Origin of the sequence: Sphingosinithalassobacter sp. CS137, from assembly GCF_014334115.1 — a bacterium.
Taxonomy (GTDB): domain Bacteria; phylum Pseudomonadota; class Alphaproteobacteria; order Sphingomonadales; family Sphingomonadaceae; genus Sphingomonas.
Genome location: NZ_CP060494.1, coordinates 1,524,807 through 1,548,533, shown reverse-complemented (window position 1 = coordinate 1,548,533; position 23,727 = coordinate 1,524,807). Strand labels below are relative to the sequence as shown.

General features: G+C 66.8%; 23 protein-coding genes. 8 read left to right on the top strand and 15 right to left on the bottom strand.

Annotated elements, in window-relative coordinates; all coding sequences use genetic code 11:
- Positions 1 to 198 precede the first annotated feature (198 nt).
- Genes H7V21_RS07630 through sseA form a run of 3 tightly spaced genes read right to left on the bottom strand, consistent with a single transcriptional unit; the run spans position 199 to position 3,520 of the window.
- Positions 199 to 1,485 (bottom strand): mechanosensitive ion channel family protein, encoded by a 1,287-nt coding sequence (locus H7V21_RS07630; protein ID WP_188056221.1) that lies wholly within the window; start codon positions 1,483 to 1,485, stop codon positions 199 to 201.
- Complete coding sequence (gene metC / locus H7V21_RS07625; RefSeq protein ID WP_188056220.1) at positions 1,482 to 2,726, bottom strand: cystathionine beta-lyase; 1,245 nt, start codon at positions 2,724 to 2,726, stop codon at positions 1,482 to 1,484. Before metC ends, H7V21_RS07630 begins: the two co-directional genes overlap by 4 nt.
- Positions 2,678 to 3,520 (bottom strand): 3-mercaptopyruvate sulfurtransferase, encoded by an 843-nt coding sequence (sseA, locus tag H7V21_RS07620; protein WP_188056219.1) that lies wholly within the window; start codon positions 3,518 to 3,520, stop codon positions 2,678 to 2,680. The genes metC and sseA overlap by 49 nt, the downstream gene beginning before the upstream one ends.
- 84 nt (positions 3,521 to 3,604) lie before the next feature.
- On the opposite strand from sseA, the gene queF reads away from it, so the two are divergent.
- From queF to H7V21_RS07605, 3 genes are all read left to right on the top strand, one after another.
- Entirely contained in the window at positions 3,605 to 4,060 is a 456-nt protein-coding gene (gene queF / locus H7V21_RS07615) for a preQ(1) synthase (RefSeq protein WP_188056218.1), read from the top strand.
- A 139-nt stretch (positions 4,061 to 4,199) separates the two neighbouring features.
- Positions 4,200 to 6,473, top strand: coding sequence for a glycosyltransferase family 4 protein (locus H7V21_RS07610; RefSeq protein WP_262504058.1), 2,274 nt, complete (start codon positions 4,200 to 4,202; stop codon positions 6,471 to 6,473).
- A 37-nt stretch (positions 6,474 to 6,510) separates the two neighbouring features.
- Entirely contained in the window at positions 6,511 to 7,791 is a 1,281-nt protein-coding gene (locus H7V21_RS07605) for a glycoside hydrolase family 130 protein (RefSeq protein WP_188056217.1), read from the top strand.
- Between the two features lie 87 nt (positions 7,792 to 7,878).
- Here the strand turns inward: H7V21_RS07605 and H7V21_RS07600 are convergent, their stop codons facing one another.
- The 3 genes from H7V21_RS07600 to hflK all read right to left on the bottom strand — a co-directional run bounded on the left by H7V21_RS07600 (position 7,879) and on the right by hflK (position 11,465).
- Entirely contained in the window at positions 7,879 to 9,384 is a 1,506-nt protein-coding gene (locus tag H7V21_RS07600) for a Do family serine endopeptidase (RefSeq protein WP_223177056.1), read from the bottom strand.
- A gap of 105 nt (positions 9,385 to 9,489) precedes the next feature.
- Complete coding sequence (hflC, locus tag H7V21_RS07595; RefSeq protein ID WP_188056216.1) at positions 9,490 to 10,350, bottom strand: protease modulator HflC; 861 nt, start codon at positions 10,348 to 10,350, stop codon at positions 9,490 to 9,492.
- The gene (hflK, locus tag H7V21_RS07590) at positions 10,350 to 11,465 is read right to left on the bottom strand and encodes a protease modulator HflK (RefSeq protein ID WP_188056215.1); all 1,116 of its coding nucleotides are present in this window, start codon (positions 11,463 to 11,465) and stop codon (positions 10,350 to 10,352) included. The genes hflC and hflK overlap by 1 nt, the downstream gene beginning before the upstream one ends.
- A gap of 71 nt (positions 11,466 to 11,536) precedes the next feature.
- Here hflK and H7V21_RS07585 point away from each other — a divergent pair, with 71 nt between their 5' ends.
- Together H7V21_RS07585 and H7V21_RS07580 are read left to right on the top strand one after the other, a co-directional pair.
- Positions 11,537 to 12,484, top strand: coding sequence for an Mrp/NBP35 family ATP-binding protein (locus H7V21_RS07585; protein ID WP_188056214.1), 948 nt, complete (start codon positions 11,537 to 11,539; stop codon positions 12,482 to 12,484).
- A gap of 3 nt (positions 12,485 to 12,487) precedes the next feature.
- On the top strand, positions 12,488 to 12,916 hold the full coding sequence (locus tag H7V21_RS07580; protein ID WP_188056213.1) for a CoA-binding protein: 429 nt from the start codon (positions 12,488 to 12,490) through the stop codon (positions 12,914 to 12,916).
- Between the two features lie 12 nt (positions 12,917 to 12,928).
- On the opposite strand, the gene H7V21_RS07575 is transcribed toward H7V21_RS07580, so the two are convergent.
- The 5 genes from H7V21_RS07575 to H7V21_RS07555 all read right to left on the bottom strand — a co-directional run bounded on the left by H7V21_RS07575 (position 12,929) and on the right by H7V21_RS07555 (position 16,610).
- Positions 12,929 to 14,077: an aminotransferase class V-fold PLP-dependent enzyme gene (locus H7V21_RS07575; protein ID WP_223177055.1), complete on the bottom strand. Its 1,149-nt coding sequence runs from the start codon at positions 14,075 to 14,077 to the stop codon at positions 12,929 to 12,931.
- Positions 14,074 to 14,853, bottom strand: a complete 780-nt coding sequence (locus H7V21_RS07570) for a tryptophan 2,3-dioxygenase (RefSeq protein ID WP_188056212.1) — start codon at positions 14,851 to 14,853, stop codon at positions 14,074 to 14,076. Before H7V21_RS07570 ends, H7V21_RS07575 begins: the two co-directional genes overlap by 4 nt.
- 185 nt (positions 14,854 to 15,038) lie before the next feature.
- Positions 15,039 to 15,584 carry a c-type cytochrome gene (locus tag H7V21_RS07565; RefSeq protein ID WP_188056211.1) on the bottom strand — a complete coding sequence of 182 codons (546 nt, stop codon included), beginning with the start codon at positions 15,582 to 15,584 and terminating at the stop codon, positions 15,039 to 15,041.
- A 4-nt stretch (positions 15,585 to 15,588) separates the two neighbouring features.
- Positions 15,589 to 16,113, bottom strand: coding sequence for a DUF6692 family protein (locus tag H7V21_RS07560; RefSeq protein WP_188056210.1), 525 nt, complete (start codon positions 16,111 to 16,113; stop codon positions 15,589 to 15,591).
- Positions 16,110 to 16,610, bottom strand: coding sequence for a DUF305 domain-containing protein (locus H7V21_RS07555; protein WP_188056416.1), 501 nt, complete (start codon positions 16,608 to 16,610; stop codon positions 16,110 to 16,112). The genes H7V21_RS07560 and H7V21_RS07555 overlap by 4 nt, the downstream gene beginning before the upstream one ends.
- Before the next feature lie 223 nt (positions 16,611 to 16,833).
- Between H7V21_RS07555 and H7V21_RS15850 the strand changes: the two genes are divergently transcribed.
- Complete coding sequence (locus H7V21_RS15850; protein WP_188056209.1) at positions 16,834 to 17,145, top strand: YdeI/OmpD-associated family protein; 312 nt, start codon at positions 16,834 to 16,836, stop codon at positions 17,143 to 17,145.
- Positions 17,146 to 17,187: 42 nt separating this feature from the next.
- On the opposite strand, the gene dapD is transcribed toward H7V21_RS15850, so the two are convergent.
- Together dapD and H7V21_RS07540 are read right to left on the bottom strand one after the other, a co-directional pair.
- The gene (dapD, locus tag H7V21_RS07545) at positions 17,188 to 18,012 is read right to left on the bottom strand and encodes a 2,3,4,5-tetrahydropyridine-2,6-dicarboxylate N-succinyltransferase (protein ID WP_188056208.1); all 825 of its coding nucleotides are present in this window, start codon (positions 18,010 to 18,012) and stop codon (positions 17,188 to 17,190) included.
- Positions 18,009 to 18,680, bottom strand: coding sequence for a pyrimidine 5'-nucleotidase (locus H7V21_RS07540; RefSeq protein WP_188056207.1), 672 nt, complete (start codon positions 18,678 to 18,680; stop codon positions 18,009 to 18,011). Before H7V21_RS07540 ends, dapD begins: the two co-directional genes overlap by 4 nt.
- A 115-nt stretch (positions 18,681 to 18,795) precedes the next feature.
- Here H7V21_RS07540 and H7V21_RS07535 point away from each other — a divergent pair, with 115 nt between their 5' ends.
- A complete protein-coding gene (locus H7V21_RS07535) occupies positions 18,796 to 21,156 on the top strand; it encodes a S8 family peptidase (RefSeq protein WP_188056206.1) in 2,361 nt (786 codons plus the stop codon).
- A gap of 42 nt (positions 21,157 to 21,198) precedes the next feature.
- Positions 21,199 to 22,197, top strand: a complete 999-nt coding sequence (locus H7V21_RS07530) for an LLM class flavin-dependent oxidoreductase (RefSeq protein ID WP_188056205.1) — start codon at positions 21,199 to 21,201, stop codon at positions 22,195 to 22,197.
- 9 nt (positions 22,198 to 22,206) lie between these two features.
- Here H7V21_RS07530 and arsB read toward each other — a convergent pair whose 3' ends face one another.
- A complete protein-coding gene (gene arsB / locus H7V21_RS07525) occupies positions 22,207 to 23,277 on the bottom strand; it encodes an ACR3 family arsenite efflux transporter (protein WP_188056204.1) in 1,071 nt (356 codons plus the stop codon).
- A 14-nt stretch (positions 23,278 to 23,291) separates the two neighbouring features.
- Positions 23,292 to 23,720: an arsenate reductase (glutaredoxin) gene (gene arsC, locus H7V21_RS07520; protein WP_188056203.1), complete on the bottom strand. Its 429-nt coding sequence runs from the start codon at positions 23,718 to 23,720 to the stop codon at positions 23,292 to 23,294.
- Positions 23,721 to 23,727 lie beyond the last annotated feature (7 nt).

Sequence of the window (23,727 nt, the reverse complement as noted above, 5' to 3'; positions counted from 1 at the left end):
GATTCTCATTAGCGCAGCTAAACGGAGTTGGAGAGCGCGTCAATCGCGGCAGGGGCAGGTGCAGGGGCAGAAGCAGCGGTGATGGCGGGGGTGTACAAGGCATGGCCGTGACAGCGGCTGTGGCACTCCAAGCAGCGGGCGCGCGGTTTCGCGCACCGCAGCGAGGCCGGCGGTGCTCTCGTGAATAAGTGGACGGCGTCAGTCGCTGCCGCGCTCGCGCGGCCATTCCTTCACGTGCACGTCGCGCTGCGGGAAGGGGATTTCGATCCCATGTTCCTTGAACAGCAGCCAGAGCCGATTGAGCACGTCGGATTTCACATTGCCCACGCCGCCTTCGGGATCGTTGATCCAGGCGAGGATCTCATGCTCGACCGAGCTGTCGCCAAAGGCTGCAAGCCAGACGTTGGGTTTGGGGTTCTTCAGCACACGCGTACTCTCGGTGGCCGCGCGCAGCATCAGCTCCTGCGCGAGCTTGAGATCGCTGTTGTACGAGACGCCGACCGGGATGCGCACGCGGACGTTCTTGTCCGAATAGCTCCAATTCTCCACTTCCTCGGTCATCAGATTCTCGTTCGGAATCAGATGCTCCTTGCCGTCGCGCGTGATGATCGACACGGCGCGGACGCCGATCTTGTTGACCCAGCCGAAGCTCTCGCCGACGACGATCACGTCGCCCGGCTTGATCGATCGATCCATCAGCAGGATGATCCCTGCGATCAGATTGCCGACGGTCTTCTGGAGACCGAACCCTACTGCCAGCCCCAGTGCGCCGGAAAAGACCGCGAAAGCAGTCAGATCGACGTCGAGCAGATCGATGCCGATGAAAAAGGCGACCACCAGCACGGCGATGCCCGCGAGCTTCTGAAACAGCAGCCGCTGGGTGGCATCGAACCCTTGAGTCCGCTCGATCCAGTGATTGACGATGCGGTTCGCCAGCCGCACGCCGGCAAACAGCACGACGAGGATCACCAGTACGGTGAGCAGCGACAATAGCGAGAAGCGGCGCTCGCCGATGTTGAAGCCGACTCGCTCGAGCGTCGATTCGATGACGTTGAAGCCGCCGATCGCATTCGAGAGGATCGCCACGAAGGCGAGCAGCGCCAAGGTCCAGGTCGCCCAGCGCGGAATGCCGAGGCCGCGCAGGAACGCGACGAGCACAAGCGCCACCGCCGCGCCTTCGGCGAAGCCGATGCCGAGCGCTGCCAGCGGCTGCCACGGCCAGGCCGCGGCGAGGATGGCCAGCAGGATTGCAGCGACGCCGTGCCGCGTGATGTCGCACATCCGCGGCCCCAGGCCTTCGGCATGGCCGCCGACATTCTTGTGCCAGAAGCTCGCCAGCACCGGCCCGAGCTTGCGTCCGGCGAACCAGCCCGCGGCGAGTGCGGCGAAGACGATGGCGAGCGCGATTCCCGCCTCGATCAGTGCCGCGGTGTCGGGAAGCTCGATGCCGCGCGCGGCGAGCCAGCGGACGACATCGTTCGTCATGCGGCTTCCCGGAAACGCATCAGCCCGGCTTCGAGGTCGGCGATCAGGTCGCCCGGCTCTTCCAGACCGATCTGAAGCCGAACGACCGGGCCCTCCGCCTGCCACTCGGTGGCGCTGCGGTGGCGCTGCGGATCGACCGGCAGGGCGAGGCTTTCATAGCCGCCCCAGCTGAAGCCGATGCCGAAATGTGTGAGCCCGTCGATCAGCGACGCGCGCGCGCGCTCGCCGCCGCCGTTGAGAACGAAGGAGAAGAGTCCCGAGCTGCCCTTGAAGTCGCGGACGAAGAATTTATGGCCGGGACAGGCGGGCAGCGCCGGATGCAGCACCCGCGCCACTTCGGGGCGCGTTTCCAGCCACCGCGCGATCTCCAGCGCGGCCTTGCCCTGCGCCTTCAGCCGCACGCCCATCGTCCGAAGGCCTCGGCTGCCGAGCCAGGCATCGTCGGGGCTGGCGGTCTGCCCCAGCGCATAGCTCGCGTCGCGCAGCGCTGCATACTTGCCTGTCGCAGCCGTGACCGAACCCAGCATCACGTCCGAATGGCCGACGACATATTTGGTGCAGGCAAGGATCGTATAATCGACGCCGCGCGCGATCGCCGGAAACAGGAGCGGGGTCGCCCAGGTATTGTCGAGCAGCGTGACGAGGCCGCGATCCTTCGCAACGCCGACGATCGCCGGCACGTCCTGCACTTCGAACGTCAAGCTGCCGGGGCTTTCGAGGAAGATCGCCCTCGTCCGTTCGCCGATCAGATCGGCGATGCCCGCGCCGATCATCGGGTCGTAATAACGGGTGGTGACACCGAACCGCTTCAGGAAATGGTCGGCGAAGCCCCGCGTCGGATCATAGGCGCTGTCCGTGAGCAGCAGTTCGTCGCCCGGCGAGAGCACGGCGAGCAGCGCCGAGGCGATCGCGGCGACGCCCGAGGGGTAGAGCAGAGTCGCCTCCGCGCCAGGCTCCAGTTCGGTCAGCGCATCGGCGAGCGACCATTGAGTCGGCGTGCCGCGGCGCCCGTAGAACAGCCGGTGATGGCTGTCGCGCCCGCCGGCGGCACGTAGCTCGCCGACCGAATCATAGAGGATCGTAGAGGCTCGCCAGACGGGCACATTGACGATGCCCTGCGTCCACTCCTCGCGCCGTCCGGCTTCGACGACGCGGGTGGCGTCGCCTTCCGATCCGGCATCGGGCACGTCGCTCACGCAGCCGCGCCCGTCGCCTTCGGCGTGTCGCGATCCGCGCCCCATTCGGCCCAGCTGCCGTCGTAGAGCGCCGCCGGCTGCCCCAGCAGATGCGCCCCGAACACGATCACCGCTGCCGTGATGCCCGATCCGCAGGTGGCGACGATCGGCTTGTCGAGCTCGATGCCTTCTTCCTCGAAGACCTGGCGCAAGGCCGCGCCCTGCTTCCAGGTGCCGTCTTCGTGGAAGAAGCGGCCGAAGGGAATATTGCGCGATCCGGGGATGTGCCCCGCATGGGTCGCCGGCCGCGGATCGGCTTCCTCGCCGCTGAACCGCGCCGCGGAGCGGGCATCGATCACCTGCTCGTCGCCGCTCGCGACGTTGCTCTTCATCTGATCGAGCGAGCGGACGCCCTGCGGATCGTGCCATACGGTAAAATGGCGATGCCGGACCTGCGGCTTGCCGCTCTCCAGATCACGGCCCTCGGCTTTCCACTTGGCGAGACCGCCGTCGAGGATCGCCACGTCATGCGCGCCGAAAGTGCGGAGCATCCACCACGCGCGCGCGGCAGTGTGCAGCGGGCTGTCGTCATAGATCACGATGCGGCTGCCGTCGCCCAGGCCCAGCGTCTGCATCCGGCTGGCGAACTTTTCCGCCGGAGGAAGCATCGAGGGCAGACTCGAGCTGGTGTCGGCAAGATCGTCGAGATCCATGAACACCGCACCGGGAATGTGCCCCGCTTCGAATTCGGCGGCGGCATCGCGGCCATGCTCGGGCAGGAACCAGCTGGCATCGACCACCCGAAGGTCGATCGCTCCCAGCTCGTTGGCCAGCCATTCGGTTGTCACCAGCGCGTCCATCGGCCTCGTCCTCCTTCTGTTTCGTCCGTCTTACCATTGCAGGGCCGTGCGTCGAGAGATTGATCCGCGGGCGCGGCAGCTTACATGCGCGTGATGGACCCTGTGCATCTCGGCAAGACAAGCGCGCTCCCGGCTTCGCCAGAAGAAGCCGTGCTCGATTATGTTCCCAATCCGCGGCCCGGGCGCGCCTATCTGGTGCGCTTCGCCGCGCCGGAATTCACGTCGCTCTGCCCGATCACCGAACAGCCCGATTTCGCGCATCTGGTGATCGATTACGTGCCGGGCGAAACGATCGTCGAATCCAAGTCGCTCAAGCTCTTTCTGGGCAGTTTCCGCAATCACGGGGCCTTTCACGAGGATTGCACCGTCGGCATCGGCGAGCGGCTGTTCGAAGAGATGAAGCCGCAATGGCTTCGGATCGGCGGCTATTGGTATCCCCGGGGCGGGATTCCGATCGATGTCTTCTGGCAGTCGGGCCCGCCGCCGGCGGAAGTCTGGCTGCCGCCGCAGGATGTGCCTGGGTATCGCGGACGCGGCTGACCGCAGATTTGACAATAGTCGCCCGAGACGCGCATGCTGCGGCGCAACATCTTTGCAACCATATACTGAGTCGGGAGTTTCGAAGCTGGATGTAACGGGCTGATTTAGTCCGACAAATTCGCTTTCTGAGAGGACGGGAATGGAACGGCTGATGTCGGAAGATGCGCCCTGCATCGAGCATCTCGCACTGATCGGAAACTTCCTTCCGCGCAAATGCGGTCTCGCGACCTATACGACCGACGTTTTCAAGGCGGTAAGGGAGCGTTTCCCGAAGGTTCGCGTCGATGTCTACGCGATGGACGATCACCCGGGGCGCTATTCCTATCCGCCCGAAGTCACCCACAGCATCGCGCAACAGGATCGCGACGCCTATATTGATGCCGCGCGCCGGATCGAGGCGAGCGGCGCGCAGGCGCTGTGGATCCAGCACGAATATGGCATCTATGGTGGCGCCGCCGGCGCGCATCTGATCGCGCTGCTCGATCGGCTGACGATCCCCGTCATCGCAACGCTGCACACTGTCCTCGAACATCCCTCGGCCGACGAGCGGCGCGTGATGGAGGCGCTGCTGCGGCGCTGCTCCAAGGTGATCGTGATGGTCGAGAAGGGGAAGGAAATCCTGGAGCGCGTGCACGGCGCCGACGGCAGGGCGATCGCCGTTATCCCGCATGGCGTGCCCGACCGGGAATATGCCGAGCCGGATGCACTCAAGGCGCGCTTCGGATGGGAAGGCCGCAAAGTCGTGCTCACCTTCGGGCTCCTCGCGCCCAACAAGGGCATCGAGACGCTGATTGCCGCAATGCCGGAGATCGTCGCGAACGAGCCGCAGGCGCTCTACATAGTGCTTGGCGCGACGCACCCGAATCTCGTCGCGCATGAGGGCGAGGCGTATCGCGACGGGCTGAAGATGCTCGCGGCGAGCAAGGGCGTCGCGGACCATGTCCGCTTCATCGACACGTTCCTCGAGCAGGACGAACTGGTCGATTATCTTCAAGCGGCCGATATTTACGCGACTCCGTACACCAACCCGGCCCAGATCACTTCCGGAACCCTCGCCTATGCGGTGGGTGTCGGCAAGGCGGTGGTCTCTACTCCCTATATCCACGCCCGCGAGATCCTCGACGGGGATCACGGCAGGATCGTGCAGTTCGGCGACAGCGCCGGTTTCGCGCGCGAGATCGTCGAGCTGTTGTCCGACGATGCCGAGCGCGCCGCGCTCTCGCGGCGGGCCTATGCGCGCGGCCGGGCGATGCTGTGGCCGCGCGGAGTGGAGCGCGCGATGACCTGTCTCGGCGAGGCGCTGGCGATGCGACCGCGCCGGCTGGAAAATGTGACCGAACTCGCGCCCCTGGCCCCGGACCTTTCGGCAGTGGAGCGAATGAGCGATGCGACGGGCATGCTCCAGCATTCGATCTATTCGGTGCCCGACCGGCGCCACGGCTATTGTATCGACGACAATGCGCGTGCCCTGATCCTGCTGTCGCGGATGGAGGGATTGGATGACGCGGTGCGCGACAAATGGATGAGCATCTATGCGGCGTTCGTCCAGCATGCCTGGAACCCCGAGCGGCGCCGATTCCGCAACTTCATGCATTTCGACCGCAACTGGTGCGAAGACGAGGGCTCCGAGGATTCGAACGGAAGAGCACTCTGGGCGCTCGGCGTGACGGCGCATGAGGCGCATGCGCACAAGCATCGCGACTGGGCAGTGTCGCTGTTCGACGCGACTGCCTCGATCGCACTCGAACTCGGGAGCCCACGGGCCCGCGCCTTCGCCATGCTGGGCGCCGCTGCGATGCTGGAAGCACATCCGGGCCACGCGATGGCGCGGACGATCCTGAGCCGTTTCGGCGACGAGCTGATCGCTCTGCTCGATGCCGCGCGGCGGCCGGAATGGAGCTGGTTCGAGATTGTGCTCGCCTATGACAATGCGCGGCTTCCCGAGGCGCTGCTGCGCGCCGGCAAGGCGTTGCAGCGCGACGATTTCGTGAAAGTGGGGGTCGAGACGCTCGACTGGATCGTCGCTCGGCAGACTTCGCCCCAAGGGCGGTTCCGCGCGGTCGGCACCGAGAGCTTCGGCCGCGAATATGCCGATCCGCTGCCGTTCGACCAGCAGCCGCTGGAGGCGCAGGCGACGATCGACGCGTGCGACGCTGCCTACGCCGCCACGCGCGACCGGCGCTGGCTGGACGAGGCGATGCGCGCCTATCGCTGGTATTTGGGCGCCAACGATCTCGATCTGCCGCTCGCGACTGCGCAGGATGGCGGCTGTTTCGACGGGCTGATGCCGACGGGGCTCAATCGCAACCAGGGCGCCGAGTCGATTCTCGCGCTTCAGCTGGCATCCTGCGCCATTTCCGCTCTTTCAAAGGCTGCGGAAAACGTGGCAGGACCGGCGAGCGCCGTCGCCTGAGGCCCAACGCGCCGGCGCACCACGACGCGGGGGACGAATGTTCGAACTTTTTCACCACTCGCTGCGGCTGCGGGCCGATCCCTCGCGCGTGGTGGTACGTCCCTTCCATATCGGCTGGCAATCGAACGGCGGCGTCCCCAGTCGAACGGAGCGGCTGGTGGGCGAGGTGCTCGGAATGGCGCCGGCGGAAGCGCGCGCTCAGCTCGATCGCGTGCTTCGCGACTTCGAGGCGCGGCACTGGCAAACGCGTCGCGTCTTCATGACTCGCTACGAGGAGATCCGGACCCAGCTCGGCCTCGACGACAGCGCGATCAGCGAGGAGAAGCGCCAACTGATCGGTGCCTATTTCTGCCACGAGTACAGCTATGCCGCTGCCGCGCTGATGAATCCCAGTGCGGTGCCGCACTATGATCAGTCGGGAATGGCGGAAGGATCGCTGCGTATCCTGATGTCGCTGCGCGCGGTGGGGGAGGGGCACATCTCCTCGGTCGCGTTTCGCGAAGGGATCATCTCCGATGGGTGCGAGCTGAAACTGGCACCCGAGCCCCCCTTCGCCACCGCCGCCGACGCGATCGGCGATGAAGAGACGGTGCCGGAGGGGCCGGTCACCGTCTATCGCCATCGCGACAGCACGCTTTCGGGAACCGTGATTTTTCCGATCACGCGCGCGCAGTCGAACGGGCTCGAGGATTTGCGGCTGTGCCATTTCGAGCATGACGACGGCAGCATCGAATGGCTCGGCACCTACACCGCCTATAACGGCTCGGTGATTCAGTCGGAGATGCTGCGGACGCGCGACTGGCGCGCCTTCGATCTGGTACCGATGACGGGCAGTGCCGCGCGCAACAAGGGCATGGCGCTGTTCCCGCGCAAGGTGAACGGCAGATATATGATGATCGGCCGGCAGGACGGCGAGAACATCTTCCTGCTCGATAGCGATCGGCTGACCCATTGGGACGAAGGGCAGAAGCTGCTGACTCCCACCTACCCCTGGGAGCTGGTGCAGATGGGTAATTGCGGCCCGCCGATCGAGCTCGACGAAGGCTGGCTGCTGCTCACCCACGGCGTCGGCGCGATGCGCAAATATTCGATCGGCGCGGCGCTGCTCGACAAGAAAGACCCTTCGAAAGTGATCGGCCGCACACGCGAGCCGATCGTCGCTGCCGCCGATCAGGACCGCGAGGGCTATGTGCCGAACGTCGTCTACACCTGCGGAGCGATCCGACACGGCGACATGCTGTTCATGCCCTATGGCGTGGCCGACAGCTCGGTGGCATTCGCCTTCGTGCCGATCCAGGCGCTGCTCGCGCAGATGTGACGGGGCGAGGAGCGGTTCCCCAATGCAAAACGCCCGCCTCGCCGGAGCGAAGCGGGCGCCTTGCACCGTCTGAAAGCGCGAGCGCGCTTATTCGCCGGCGATATCCACTGCGACGAACTGTCCCTGGCCGCGACGCAGGACGTACAGCAGCACCTGGCGCGCTCCGCGGCTCGCCGCCTGTTCGAGCGCCTGTGCGGCTTCCTCCGGCGAGGCGATCCGCTGGCGATTGACGCTGGTGATCACATCGCCGCGACGCAAACCCTTCTGCGCAGCGTCTCCGGTGGGATCGACGCCGAGCACCACGACGCCCTGCGTATCGCTGGGCACGCCGACGCTGCGCGCGATCTGCGGCGTGAGCGGACGCAGCGCGAGCCCCAGCGACGCGCCGGCCATTGCCTCGCGATCCTCGGGCGTCATCGGCGCCTCTTCCTCGGAATCGAAGGCGAGCTCTTCCTCGCTCGGGCGGGTGCCGACGGTGAGCGTTACGCGCTCGCTGCGCCCGTCGCGCAGCAGCTCGACGGGCACGCGGCTGCCCGGTTCGATGTTGGCGACGATGTAGCTCAGCGTCTGGTCCTGGGTGATCTCCTGACCGTTGACCGACATGATCACGTCGCCCGCGCGGATCCCCGCCTGCTCGGCCGCCTCGCCGGGAACGACGCGGGCGATCAGCGTGCCGCGGCCGCGCGGCACTTCGAGCGCCTCGACCAGATCGTCGGTCCAGGGCTGCATCTCGACGCCGATATAGCCGCGCTCCACGGCCTCGCCGCGCATCAGCGTCTCGATCACCGGGCGCGCCTCTTCGGCAGGAATTGCGAAGCCGATACCGACATTGCCGCCGGTGGGCGAATAGATCTGCGAGTTGATACCGATGACGTTGCCCTGAAGGTCGAACATCGGGCCGCCCGAATTGCCCCGGTTGATCGAAGCGTCGGTCTGGATGAACCGGTCATAGGCACCGCCTTGGCCGGTCACGCGATGGACCGCCGAGATGATGCCCGCCGTGACCGAGCCGCCCAGGCCGAACGGGTTGCCGATCGCGACCACCCAGTCGCCCACGCGCGCCGCGCTCGAATCTCCGAACCGCACGAAGGGCAGGTCGTCGCCCTGGATCTTGAGGACAGCGAGGTCGGACTGCTGATCGCGCCCGATCAGGCGCGCCTCGAATTCGCGGCCGTCGGCGAGAGTCACCGTGATCGTCTCGACCACTGCCGTGCGGTTGCCGGGTGCGACGACATGGTTGTTGGTGACGATGTAGCCGTCTTCGGAGATGATGAAGCCCGAGCCGAGCGATTCGGCCTGGCGGGTCGCCGGCTGGCCGCCGCCGCGATTGCCGAAGAACTCCTGAAACGGAGTGCCGGCAAAGGGATTGGTCGGAACCTGAACCCGCTGGGTGGTGGAGATATTCACCACGGCCGGCTGGAGCCGCGCGACCATGTCGGCAAAGCTCATCGGCGCGCCGGAGCGCGGCGCCTGCGCGGTGATCGCGCCGGGCTCGTTCTGCGCGGTCTGCGCGCCGGCCGGCTGGTTGGCGGTCAGGGTGGCGGCAGCACCGCCAAGGAGAAGTGCAGTGGTAAGAGCGTAAGCGTACCGCACGGATGAAATTCCTCTTCTTGGTCGCATGTCGGTGGGCATGGCGTTCCGTTCACATCTGGCGCATCCCGGCTGAACGCGCATTGAATATGAACGGTTCGCCTCGCGTCATCGGCGTCCGCGGAACTCCCGCAGATATTCGTTGTCCGGCGACAGGATGATCGACGCCTCTCCGCCATCGGTCCGCCCGTTCTCGCCGCCGAACGTGTAGCGGTAGGACTGCATGGCGCGATAGAAGTCGTAGAAATCCGGGTCCTTGCCGAAGCTTTCCGAATAGATGCGTGCTGCTTGCGCATCGGCATCGGCGCGGATGATCCGCGCCTCCCGAAGTCCGCGTGCCTCGATCGTCGCGGCCTCCTGTCGCCGCGCCGTCGCCATCCGCTGGAGCGCGCTTTCCAGCGGCGATCCGTCGGGCAGGTCGGCATGCTTGATCCGCACGTCGACGATCTCGACGCCATATTGGCTCGCCTGCCGCTGCAGCGCGTTCTGAATGTTCTCCATCACCTGCCCGCGTTCGGGACTGAGCAGCGCTGCGAACTGGCGCTTGCCGAGCTCGTTGCGCAGCGCGGATCCGAGAAGCGGCGCGAGCTGCTGCGCGACGCGCTCCTCGCTGCGAGCCGTCACCACCATGCGCAGCGGATCGACGACCCGGAACCGCGCAAAGGCATCGACTTCGAGCCGCAGCTGGTCGGTCGAAAGCACCGGCTGGTTGTCGAGCGTGATGCTCTGCACGCGCTTGTCCACCCAGACGATACGGTCGACGAACGGCACGCGCAGGATCGGCCCTGCACCGGTGCCGCCGAACTCTTCGCCTTCCTGATAGGCGTTGACGGTGCGGATCGGCTGTTCGAAGCGCAGGATCACTGCCTGGCGCGTCTCGGGCACGATCGCGATCGCGCTGACGAGGATGACGAGCACCAGCAGCACGGCGATGCCGAGAGCGAGCGGATTGCGAGCTATACCGGGCATTACTGCGCCTCCCCGTTCGTCTGAGGCTGCTGTGCCTGCTGCTGGGTACGCCGCTGTATTTCGGGCAGCGGCAGATAGGGGGTCACGCCCTCTGCCTCGATGACCGTCGTGTCGGAGCGTTCGAGCACGCGCTCCATCGTCTCATAGTAAAGACGGCGGCGGGTCACTTCCGGCGCGAGGCGATATTGCTCGTAGATCTTGTCGAACTGCGCCGCCTCGCCCTGTGCCTGGGCGATGATCTGCTGCGCATAGGCGCGCGCGTTGTTGAGGTTGGCCTGCGCCTGCTGCTGTGCGGCGGTGACTTGCTTGAAGTCCTCGTCGACGGCGGCCGGCGGCGTGGCGTTCTTGATCGCGACACCTTGAACGCGGACGCCGGAATTATATTCGTCGAGAATCTGCTGCATCATTTCGCGAACCCGCGCCTCGATTTCCGTGCGGCCCGCGCCGATCGTCTCGTCGAGAGTCGCGGTGGCCACCACGGCGCGCATCGCGCTTTCGGCAGTGGCGCGGACCGTTTCCTCGGGATCACGAATCTGGAAGACGAAGTCCTGCGGATCGGCCACGTCCCAGCGCACCTGATAGGCTAGATCGACGATGTTCTGATCGCCGGTGATCATCAGATTTGGCTCGGTTCCCTGGGGAAAATCCTCGTCCCGGATTTCCTGGACGTTGACGGTGCGTACCGACGCGAACGGCGCCGGCGCGGTGAACTGGATGCCCGGGCCGAGCGTGCCGGTATAGCGGCCGAGATAGGTGACGACGCCGCGCTGTTCGGGGCTGATCGGGTGAATGCTGGTGAACAGGATCCAGGCGAGCACGAGCCCGCCCGCGATCAGCAGCCACAGCGAACGGCCGCCGGGTATTCCCGGCAGGCCGCCCGAGCCGCCTCCACCGCCGCCGCCGCGCCGGCTACGCTTCAGGAATTCGTCGAGTGTGCTCGCGGTGCCGCTTGGACGCGTGCGTCGGCCCTCGGGCGGAAACGCCCAGGGATTGCGCGGGCCGCGGCTTCCGCCATCCCCATCGCCATTGCTGCCAGAGCCTCCGCCCCAGGGGCCCTTGGAGTTCTCGTTGTTGAAGATGCCGGCCCAGTGCGGCCAGCCCGTTCGTTTCGCCATGCTGCCTTTATAAGTGCGCGCGGCTGAATTTACAGTGGCAGCCGTCGATTGTGTGCCTATCTGGCATCGACATGACCGATACCGCCGAACTTCAAGCCGCTCTTGCCCCCATTGCCGCCGGGCGCGCCACTGCGCGCCTTGCGGGAAACCGCGCCGACGTCGTGCTCGACGTCACCGGTCTGCCCGAAACGGCCCGCAGCGAACTGGAGGCGGATGTCCGCACTGCCGCGGCTGCCATCGCCGGAGTGGACGAAGTGCGCGTGCTTCAGACGAGCGAACGCACGGCGCGTCGGCTGATCGCGGTGGCGAGCGGCAAGGGCGGGGTGGGCAAATCGACCGTTGCCGCAAATCTGGCGATCGCGCTGAAGCGGTCGAGCGTCCGCGTCGGCCTGGTCGATGCCGATATCTATGGTCCGTCGCAGCCCAAGCTGCTGGGTGCGGAAGGCGTGCGGCCGCAAGCGCGCGACGAGAAGCTGATTCCGATCGAGACGCCGCACGGCGTGCCGCTGCTTTCCACCGGCGCACTCGTGCCCGAGGGGCAGGCGATCGCCTGGCGCGGGCCGATGGCGGGCGGCGCGCTGGGCCAGCTGATCGATGCTCATTGGGGTGATGTCGACACGCTGATCCTCGATCTGCCGCCAGGCACGGGCGACGTGCAGCTTACCATGGTGCAGAAGCACAAGCCGGCGGGCGCGGTGATCGTGTCGACGCCGCAGGATCTGGCGCTGATCGACGCGACGCGGGCGATCGACCTGTTCCGGCGGGTCGACGTGCCGGTGATCGGGCTGATCGAGAATATGGCGGGGTATCAATGCCCGCACTGCGGCGAACTGTCCGACCCGTTTGGGCGCGGCGGGGCCGAGGCCGCGGCGGCGGCGCTCGGGATCCCTTTCCTGGGCCGCATCCCGCTCGAACTCGAGATCCGCACCGCTTCGGATTCGGGGAACGCTGCCGAAGCGCCCGCGTTCGGAGAGATTGCCGCGAAGCTTCAAGACTGGCTGAACCAAGCGAAAGGATAGGGCATGCCGCTGACCCGCGACGAGGACATCAAGGCGCTGCTCGAACGGACGCGCACGATCGCGATGATCGGCGCCTCGGACCGGCCCGACCGTGCATCCTATGGCGTGATGGCCTATCTTCAAAGCCGCGGATATCGCGTGATTCCGGTCAACCCGACGATCACCGGCGAGCATGTCCACGGCGAGTTCGTCTTCCGGGACCTTTCGCAGATCGGCGAGCCGATCGACATGGTCGATATCTTCCGCAATTCCGAGGCGGCGGCCACCGCCGTCGACGAGGCGATCGCGGCGGGTGCGAAATCGGTATGGATGCAGCTGGGCGTCGTCAACGACGCCGCGGCCGCCGTTGCCGAGGCGGCGGGGCTCGAGGTGGTGATGGATCGCTGCCCGAAGATCGAGATCCCCCGGCTGGGTGTCGCCGCGGTCGGCTGACCCGCGCCGCTTTCAAAGCTTGGCGGCGGCGGCGAGAAAGCGGTCGACGTCGCGTTCGTCATGATAGAGCCCCAGACCGATGCGCAGCACGTCCCCGCGCACGTCGACGGTGACGTCCCTTTCCTGGAACGCAGCCTTCCAGTCCGCTGCCTTTGGCGCGCGCAGCGCAAGGAAGCGCGCCTGATCGGGCTCGGCGTGCGGATTGAGCAGCTCGGCGGCCCCGAGCGGCGTTTCCGATAGCCCTCCGAGCAGCCGCGCCTTGAGCGCCACGACGTGCTCGCTGATCCGCTGCGTCGTCAGCCCCTCGTCCGCGAGCATGTCGCGCACGGCGACGAACCGATAGATGCCCGACGGATCGAAGGTCGCGCCCAGGAAGCGGCGCGCGTCGGGCGCATAGCCGATGCTGCCGGGCGGCAGCGAAAGGTCGTCGAACTCGGCATACCAGCCGGTGACTTCGGGCCGGGGGCCGAAGCCGGGCGGCGCATGAAGGAAGCCTGCCCCTTCGCCGGCCATGGCATATTTGTAGCCGCCAGCAGTGTAGAAGAGCCGGTCCGCCACGGCGGACAGGTCGGTCTCGACCGCCATGAAGCCGTGATAGCCGTCGATCGTCACCCAAGGCCCCTCGGGTCGAGCGAGGGCGGCGAGTTCGTTCAGCCCGTCGAACCGCGTGCCGGTGCCGAACATCACCTGGCTGACGAAGATCAGATCATGCTCGCCCGATCGGGCACGCTCTAGGAAGCGCCCGGCGAAGTCGCCTTCGACCGGCACCGTCTCGAGCGTGATCGTGCCGCCCTCCTCCCAGCGCGCGGCCTGACGCCGGAAGCTGTGAAACTCGCCGCGGCTCGCCAGCACGCGCACGGGGCGCCGCCCGATGGCGGAGACGAGCCGGACGAGCAGCTCGTGCGTGTTCGGCGCGAAGACAGTCGTCGCGGGGTCCGGCAGGTGCAACTCGTCGGCGACGTGGCGTTGCGCGGCCGGCCAGATCTCGCCCATCACCCGATCCCATTTGCGATCGGCAAGGCGGGCGGCATCCTCCCATGCGGCAAGCTGCCCCAAGAAGCTGGCATCGGGCCAGAGATGATGGCTGTGCGCCGCCATGTGCAGCCGATCGGGAGCGGCGGCGATCGACCGCTGGAACAGATGCTTCCAGCTTCGGCTCACAGCTGGGTCCTCAGCGTCCAGAGTTCCGGGAAAGCACGCTTCGACAGAGTCGACTGAAGATACGGAACTCCCGCGGTGCCGCCGGTCCCGCGCTTTCCGCCGATGATCCGGCTGACGGTGAGGACGTGCTTGTGCCGCCAGGTGGCGAGCGCATCGTCGATATCGACCAGCTTCTCGGCGAGCTGATAGAGATCCCAATAGCGTGTCGTGTCGCGATAGACGGTGGCCCAGGCGTCCTCGACCGCATCGTTCGGCACATAGGGTTCGGGCCATTCGCGGGCGAGCACGGCAGCGGGCAGATCGAAGCCGGCGCGCGCGAGCGCGGCATTGGCATCGTCCCACAGGCTGGGCATCGCTTCGAATTGCCCGGTCAACGGGCCTGCCTCCGGTCCGCCGCCGCGCAGGCCGAGCAGCGTCTCGACGGCACGAAACTGGTCCGATTGGAAACCCGAGCTGGTGCCGAGGACGCCGCGGAACTGGGTATAGTCGCTCGGCGTCATCGTCGCGAGGATCTCCCAGCTCAGCGTCATCACCGACTGGATCCGACTGACGCGCGCGAGGCTCTTGTATGCCTCGACATGGCGATCCTCCTGCACCAGCGCCTTGGCCTGGAGCAGCTCGGCGATCGTCTGCTTGAGCCACAGCTCCTTGGTCTGGTGGATGACGATGAACAGCAGCTCGTCATGCTTGTCCGAAAGCGGATGCTGCGCGCCGAGGATCTCGTCGAGCGCGAGATACTGGCCATAGGTCATGCCATTGGGTTCGCCGGCGGTCATCGAGTCGCGCCTCCGCATACCTTCACGTTCGTGCAGAACGCAACGAACGCAGCGATACGTCCCCCCTGGTTTCCGGTTCTGGCACGGGGTTCGATGCGGGTGCGGGCATGATGCCGAGGCGGGATGGTCAGGTTCATGCCGGGCGGTGTAGCGCAAAGCGCGGGCTGTAGGACAGGGGTTGCGGCTCAGTGGCCGTGATGGCCCTCGCCGCCATGCTCGGCCGAATAGGCGGCATATTGCTCGGCGCTCATCGTCGGCAGCGCATCGACGAAGGCTGCGATGTTCCACAGCGTCGCCTCGTCATGCGAGCCGCCGAAGGCGGGCATGCCGGTCATCTTGATACCGTGCTTTGCAATCCAGAATATCTCGCGCGGCCGCCACTGGTCAGCGGCACCGGCAAGCGCGGGCGGCTTCGGTCGCATGCCTTCGGCCCACCCGGCGCGACCGGCGCCGACGCCGCCATGGCAGTGCTGGCACATCGCCTTGTATTCGCGCGCGCCGGCAGCGACCATCGCGGGCGTGAAGCCAGGCGCCTCGATGTCGCCCGCGCGCAGCTCGACCGAGTTGCGCATCGTGGTCGCCAGGGCCCAGCCGACCGGCGTCTCGTGCCGCTCGTCGGCGGCGACGTCATAGGCGCCGGTTTCGATCACGATCAACGCCACGAGCCCGAGCAGCAGGCACATGCCGACTGCGCCGATCACAACGCTGCGCCAGGAGAGATTTGCGAACATGGGACTAGCCCCCTTCGTCTTCGAGACGGCCGGCCCGGTGGGCGCAATCCTCATAGCCGCGGTAGCCGTGTTCGTCGCTCGCGCCCGGAAGCATCAGGATCATCTCGGCCTCGCGCATTCCGTCCGAGCCGAAGTCGCGTTCGACCGGCCGGATCGCCACGCGCAGCCCGTCCGACGAGAACATGCCGGCCCGTTCGGCGGTGAGTGGAATCAGCTTTCCGTTCAGCTTGATCACGCCGGTGCCGTCGAGCCCGTCGTGCACGAAGGAAGGAAAGCCGACCTCGGTCAGCCGGATCAGGCACTTGCCTTCCGGCCCCCCGAGCGCGGCCAGATCGGCATCGGTCATCGTCTCGACGGCGATCGCCTCGGTCGCGATGCCCGACAACGCCTGCGCGGCAGGCATCACCGGGGCCGGCGTCGGCGCGGCGTCGATCTGTGCCTCGCGGTCGTTGCCGGGGGCCGTGTTGCGGTTGCAGGCGCCGAGCATGAGGACGGGCACCAGGGCGAGGAGCAGGGGGGTGCGGATCATTGGCCATCCTCCGCGGCGGGCGTGCCGGCCGGCGCCAGTTCCTCCGCCGTGGGCATCCGCTCGGTGAGGCGGATGCCGTTCTCCTCGATGTCGGCGATCAGATAGCGCATTTCGGCGATCTCGCGGCGCTGGGCGACGATGATGTCCTTTGCCAGCTGGCGCACGCGCGGATCGCGGATGTGCGCACGCTCGCTGGTCATGATCGCGATCGAATGATGCGGGATCATCGCCTGCATATATTCACTGTCATCAATGGTTGTCTGGCTGCGCACCAGCCACAGCGCGAGCGCGAACGTGACGGCGGCGACGCCGAGGATGATGAAGTTCTTGGTGCGGTTCTTGTACATCGCCCACATGAAAAGGAGCATGACGACCATCATCGCCGTGCCCATCACGAAGGCCATCCAGAAGCGCGTCTCGCTGAAGAAGATGTGGTTGGCGCTGTAGGTGTTGAAATACATCAGCAGGAACATGACGAAGGTCGAGGTGCCGATCATCGCCATGAAGCGGAGATACATGCCGCCGCCCTGTTCGTGCTGCTGGTCCTGCTTTTCCTGCTGCTCGGCCAATGCTGTTCCTCCGGCTGATGCGGGAAGCTACGGTTTCACACGGCGAGTGGTTCCATTCGACCGTACGGGGCACGCAGGCACGGCGGTGGACATTGGCCGCCCGGACGCGCAGGCTGCGCAGCGGTGGTTCGGACGGCAGCGGGAGAATCCTGTGGCGAGCGCCTTTTCGCACGGCACCGTCCATCGGGCGCCCGGAGATCTTCAACTGGCGTTGGCGGAAAACCCGAAGCTGCTGGCGCTGTGGGAGTCGCTGACGCCGCTCGGACGCAACGAGTTCATCTGCTGGATCGAGGATGCGAAGCGACCGGCAACGCGCGCGCGCCGCATCGAACGGACGCGCGAGGAGCTTCTCGAGGGAAAGAAGCGTCCCTGCTGCTGGGCCGGATGCATCCATCGAACGGACAAGGCGCCGAGCCGCTGGCAGCAGGCGGTGTTGATCGACGGCAAGAAGCGCGACGCCTAGGCCAGCCAGGGCCGGTCGCGCTTCCTTCGCCCCGGCTGCGGCCTAGTCGCGCAGCAGCTCGTTGATGCTCGTCTTGCTGCGCGTCTGCTCGTCGACTCGCTTGACGATGACGGCGCAGTAGAGGCTCGGCTTGCCCTCGCCGCCGCCCATCGTGCCGGGAACGACCACCGAATAGGGCGGCACTTCGCCGCGGAAGACCTCGCCCGTCGCGCGATCGACGATCTTGGTGCTCGCGCCGAGATAGACGCCCATCGAGAGCACCGCGCCCTCGCCGACACGCACGCCCTCGGCGACTTCGCTGCGCGCGCCGATGAAGGCGCCGTCGCCGATGATCACCGGATCGGCCTGAAGCGGCTCGAGCACGCCGCCGATGCCCGCGCCGCCGGAGAGGTGAACATTCTTTCCGATCTGGGCGCAGCTGCCGACGGTGGCCCAGGTGTCGACCATCGTCCCTTCGCCGACATAGGCGCCGATGTTGACGAAGCTGGGCATCAGCACCGCGCCCTTGCCGACGAAGCTGCCGTGGCGGACGATCGCGCCGGGAACCGCGCGGAAGCCCGCGGTGCGGAACGCTTCCTCCCCCCAGTTGGAGAATTTCGACGGCACCTTGTCGAACCAGTTGGTGACGCCCGGGCCCGGAATCACTGCATTATCGTTGAGCCGGAACGAGAGGAGGACCGCTTTCTTGAGCCACTGGTTGACGCGCCAGCCGCCCGCGTCGTCGGGCTCGGCCACCCGTGCTTCGCCACGATCGAGCAGGAGGAGCGCCTCGGCCACCGCTTCGCGCACCGCGCCGTCGGTGTGAAGGCCAAGCGAGGCGCGGTCTTCCCAGGCGGCGTCGATCTGAGGGGCGAGATCTGCGGTCATATATCGGTCTCCAGAATGTCGTGCAGCCACTGCGCGATGTCGTTGGTGGTATAGTCGATGAAGGTCCGGTCGGTGCAGTCGGGCGGCTGCTCCGAGCCGTTGTTCACCCACACCGTCGTCATGCCGATCGCCTTGGCGGGCTTGAGGTTGCGCGCCATGTCCTCGACGAACAGCGAGGCCTCGGGCGCGAGGTCATAGGCGTCGCACAAACCGCGATAGGCAGTCGGATCGGGCTTGGGACGATAGGCAGTGGCATGGATGTCGTGCACTGCCTCGAAGCTTTCGGAGAGGCCCAGCCGTTCGAGCACGCGCGCGGCATAGGGCGCGTCGCCGTTGGTGAAGACGAGCTTGCGGCCGGGCAGCCGGGCGATAGCGGCGGCAAGCGGCTCGTTGCGCTCGAGCGCCTCCATCTCGATGTCGTGGACATAGTCGAGGAAATCGTGCGGATCGACGCCATGCTCGGCCATCAGCCCGGAGAGGGTGGTGCCGTGCGCGAAGAAATAGTGTTTCTGGATGCGGTGCGCTTCCTCGGGGCCGCACCCGATCAGTCGGGCGACATAGTCGCGCATGCGCCGGTCGACGTGCGCAAAGAGGTTTGCGCTCGCCGGATATAGCGTATTGTCCAGGTCAAAGACCCAGTTGCGGACGTGGCGAAGCTCGGCAAGCATTGGTGCGGCGGTCTAGGCCGGGGCAGTATATATCGCAACCGCGCCTGACATCCCCTGTTAACCTTCGGAAACATAAGGGTTACTGCTGATTGGACCGACAACGGGGTCGTCATTCATGAATGCGAAGCTGCGTTCGCGCCTGCTGCAATCGGCGGCGCTCGGGGGAATTGTGTTGCTCGCGGCCTGTTCGGGCGGCGGCGGTGGCGGCGGCACGGGGTACACGCCCCCACCGCCCGCCGCACCGGCGCCGACTCCCACGCCTTCGCCGACACCTGCTCCGGTGCCCGCGCCGGCTCCCACACCGGCGCCGCCGCCCGCAAACTATGACACCGCCGAATATCGCGCCTCGATCGGTCCGGTCTCGATGAATGCGCTGACTGCCTATCAGACCGGCGCAACCGGCAGCAGTGTCCGGGTCGGCGTGATCGATAGCGGCATCGACCTCGAGAGCGAGGAATTCGGCGGCCGCATCCTCGGCGTGTCGGCGGATACCGCAGGCAGCCGGACGATCGACGACGAGGACGGCCATGGCACGGCCGTTGCCTTCACGGTGGCCGGGCGGCGCAATGGCGTCGGGACGCACGGCGTCGCATTCGACGCGGAGCTGATCGTCATTCGCTCCGATTCGCCCGGAAGCTGCGCCAACGACGATCCCGACGACGAGTTGAGCGGTTGCCGCCACCCCGATTCGGCGATCGCGCAAGGGATCGACATCGCGACTCAGAATGGCGCGCGCGTGATCAACATCTCGCTGGGCGGCGGCCCCGCCGGGTCGAGCGTTCGGCAGGCACTGGCGCGCGCCACGGCTGCAGGAGTCGTGGTGGTGATCTCTGCCGGAAACGACGGTCCGGTTTCGGAGAATCCGGAGGCCGTCAACCCGAACGAATTCACCGATCCGGCGACCGATCCGAGCATCTCGCGCGGGATCATCATTATCGCGGGTTCCGTCGGCACCAACGATCTGATCTCCGATTTCAGCAACCGGGCCGGCACCTCGGCGGATTTCTACCTGGCGGCGGTCGGCGAGCGCGTGCGCGCGCCGGGCGCGGACGGCACGCCCTATCTCTGGTCCGGCACCTCCTTTTCGGCGCCGCAGATCTCGGGTGCGGTTGCGCTGCTCGCCCAGGCATTCCCCAACCTGACCGGCGCGGACATCGTGGCGCTGCTCTATGCCACGGCGCGCGATGCCGGGGCGCCGGGCACCGATCCGATCTACGGACGCGGGATCCTGGATCTCACGCGCGCCTTTCAACCGGTCGGGCAGACGGCGGTAGCGGGATCGGGGCAGGTCGCATCGCGCACCGTCAACGCCGAGCTTTCCGCGCCGATGGGCGACGCGCAGCAGGCCTCGCTCGGCGCAGTCGTGCTCGACGGCTTCGACCGGGCCTTTGCGATGGAGCTGGCCGACACGATCCGCCGCTACCGTCCCGATTCGCAGCTGCGCCGCACGCTGGCGATGCGGCAGCAGAGCTTTGCCGTGGGCTATCGCGACCTGTCGGTTGCAGTTACGCTGGCGCCGGGGCGCGACACGCTGCGAATCGAGCGGCTGGCGATCGGCGAGCCGGACGCGCAACAGGCGCGGGCGATCGCCGCCTCGGTCACCGGCCGGCTGGGCAGCGAAACGCAGTTCGCGATCGGCGCCTCCGAAAGCGGCGGCGCGCTCGCCGGGCGGCTGGCGGGCCGCGCCGAACCGGCGTTCCTGATCGCGCGCGATCCGACGACCAGCGCGGGCTTCGAAAGCGACGTGACCGGGGCCTTCGCGCTGCGCCGCACGTTCGGCGGCTGGGGCGTGACGGTTGCGACCGAGACCGGCGACGTGCTCTCGCGGCAGGAATCGACTCTCGTCGCCGTGCAGCGCCGCTATCAGCGCAACGGCTACAATCGACTGACGCTGGGCGTCGACCGGCGCTTCGGCGACCTGCGTGCGGGGCTGAGTGCGACCCGGCTCAGCGAGGAGGACACGCTGCTCGGCGCCCGCTTCACCGGCGCGCTGGGCGCGGCGCGGGCGGACACGACCTTCGTCGACGCAGCACTGCGCTGGCGCTCCGCCGAAGGGTGGACGCTCGGCGGATCGTGGCGGCGCGGCTGGACCACGGCGCAGCTGCGCGGCGGTCTGGAGGGGAGCGGCACGCTGCAAACGAGCGGCTTCTCGGCCGATATCGGCAAGACGGGGGTGTTCGGCCGGCGCGACAGCATCGGGGTGCGTGTGTCGCAGCCGCTGCGCGTCGAAACGGGCGGGCTCGACCTGCGGCTGCCGCAGGGCTGGGACTATGCCACCGAAAGCGTCAGCGCCTGGGGCCATCAGCGGATGAACCTCACGCCCGAGGGGCGCGAGCGCGATTTCGAGCTGCGCTATATGGCACCGATCCGGGGCGGCGACATCAGCACCAACCTGTTCCTGCGGCGCGATCCGGGCAATTTCGCCGATGCGCCCGACGATATCGGCGCGGCGGTTCGGTTGAACTTCGACTTCTGACCCGGGGTGGCGGGGCGCCCGGCGGCGCCCCATCTATTCCGAATGACACGCTATTCGCTTCTCGATCTCGTCCCGGTGACCCGGGGCGGGAATGTTCGACAGTCACTCGCCAATGCCGCCGATCTGGCACGCCATGTCGAGGCGCAGGGGTACACGCGCTATTGGGTCGCGGAGCACCACGGCATGGAGGGCATCGCCAGTGCCGCGACCTCGGTGGTGCTGGCGCATGTCGGGCAGGCGACGGAAACGATCCGCATCGGCGCGGGCGGCATCATGCTGCCCAATCATGCGCCGCTGGTGATCGCAGAACAGTTCGGCACGCTCGATGCGCTTTTCCCCGGTCGCATCGACCTGGGGCTGGGCCGCGCTCCCGGATCGGACCAGACGGTCGCGCGGGCGCTGCGCCGCACGCTGGAAAGTGATCCGAACGCCTTTCCGCAGGACGTGCTCGAACTGCAGAGCTATTTTGCCGACGACGGGCAGACCGGCATTCGCGCGACGCCCGGGGCGGGCGCGAAGCCCGAGCTGTGGATCCTGGGATCGAGCCTGTTCGGGGCTCAGCTGGCGGCGGCGCTTGGGCTGCCCTATGCCTTTGCGTCGCATTTCGCGCCGGCCCTGCTAGACGAGGCGCTCGACGTCTATCGGCGCAATTTCCGCCCCTCGGCGGTGCTCGACAAGCCGCATGCGATGGCCGGGTTCAACGTGTTCGCCGCCGAGACGCAGGAGGAGGCCGAGCTGCTGGCAACTTCCGCACAACAGGCGTTCGTTGCGATCCGCACCACCGGCAAGGGGATTCCGCTGCCGCCGCCGATCCCCGGATTTCGCGAGAGCCTGGGCGGGCAGGGGCAGGCAGTGCTCGATCATGTGCTCGGCTGTTCGGCGACCGGCACCCGCGATATAGTGACGCGCGAGCTGGCGAAGTTCGTCGAGCGCACGCGCGTCGACGAAGTGATGCTGGTGAGCTCGATCTACGACCACGAAGCGCGCAAGAAGAGCCTGAGCATCGCGGCGGAAGCGATGGCCGGGCCAGTGGCAGCGTAGCGGCGGACGTCAGTTTGCCGGAAAGCTCCCGCGCGTGCGGTTCGCATATGCGACCAGCGAGAGCATCACCGGCACTTCGACCAGCACCCCGACGACAGTTGCCAGCGCCGCTCCGCTCGACAGGCCGAACAGGCCGATCGCCACCGCCACTGCGAGCTCGAAGAAGTTCGACGTGCCGATCAGTGCGCAGGGCGCGGCGATGGCATGCGGCACGCGCCATGCCTTGGCTGCGAAATAGGCGAGTGCGAAAATGCCGTAGGACTGGATGAGGATCGGAATCGCGATCAGCAGGATCAGCAGCGGATTGCCGAGGATCGTCGTTGCCTGAAAGGCGAACAGCAGCACGACGGTGGCGAGCAGGCCGATGATCGACACCGGCTTTAGCCGCGCGAGGAAAGTTTCGACTGCCGCTGCGTCACCGCCGTGCGTGGAGAGCAGAAGCGTCCGCACGACCGCCCCTGCCGCCAGCGGGACGACGACATAGAGCGCGACCGAAAGCAGCAATGTCTCCCACGGCACCGCGATCTCGGTCACCCCCAGGAGCAGGGCGACGATCGGTGCGAAGGCTACGATCATGACCAGATCGCTCACCGAAACCTGCACCAGCGTGTAGGCCGGATCGCCTCTGGTCAGCTGCGACCACACGAAGACCATTGCCGTGCACGGCGCCGCCCCAAGCAGGATCAGCCCCGCGATATACTGGTCCGCCTCGCCCGCGCCGATGAAGCCGGCATAGACATGATCGAAGAAGAGCACGGCGAGTGCCGCCATGGTGAACGGCTTGACGAGCCAGTTGACCGCCAGCGTTATCACCAGCCCCTTCGGCTTGCGGCCGATGTCGCGCACGCTGGCGAAGTCCACGGCGACCATCATCGGGAAGATCATCGCCCAGACCAGCACGGCCACGACCAGATTCACCGATGCGATTTCCAGGCCGGCGAGCAACCGGACCGACGCGGGCGCAAGCACGCCGAGCGCGATTCCCGCGGCGATCGCCAGCGCGACCCACAGCGAGAGCAGGCGCTCGAAGCGTCCTAGCGGCGCGGATCTGGACAGGTCGGTAGCCGCAAGCTGCGCCATTTCGGAACTTCCTTTCAACGGATCCGCCGGCCTTCGCCGTCGACCACCTGCGCGCCGTCTTCCTTGGCGAACGCGCCCTGTTGCGGCACCGGCAGGAGGTCGAGCACTTCCTCGGAGGGGCGGCACAGCTTCACCCCCAGCGGAGAGACAACCAGTGGCCGGTTGATGAGGATCGGCTGTTCCAGCATTGCGGCGATCAGGTGCGCATCGGCAAGCGCAGGATCGTCGAGACCCAATTCGGCATAGGGCGTGCCCTTCCGGCGCAGGAGTTCGCGCGGAGTGAGGCCGGCCCGCTCGATCAGATTTTCGAGCAGCGCGCGCGACGGTGGCGTCTTCAGATATTCCACGACGTGCGGCTCGATGCCGGCGTTGCGGATCATCGCCACCACGTTGCGCGATGTGCCGCATTCGGGATTGTGATAGACGATGACATCGATCGGCATCTCCGGT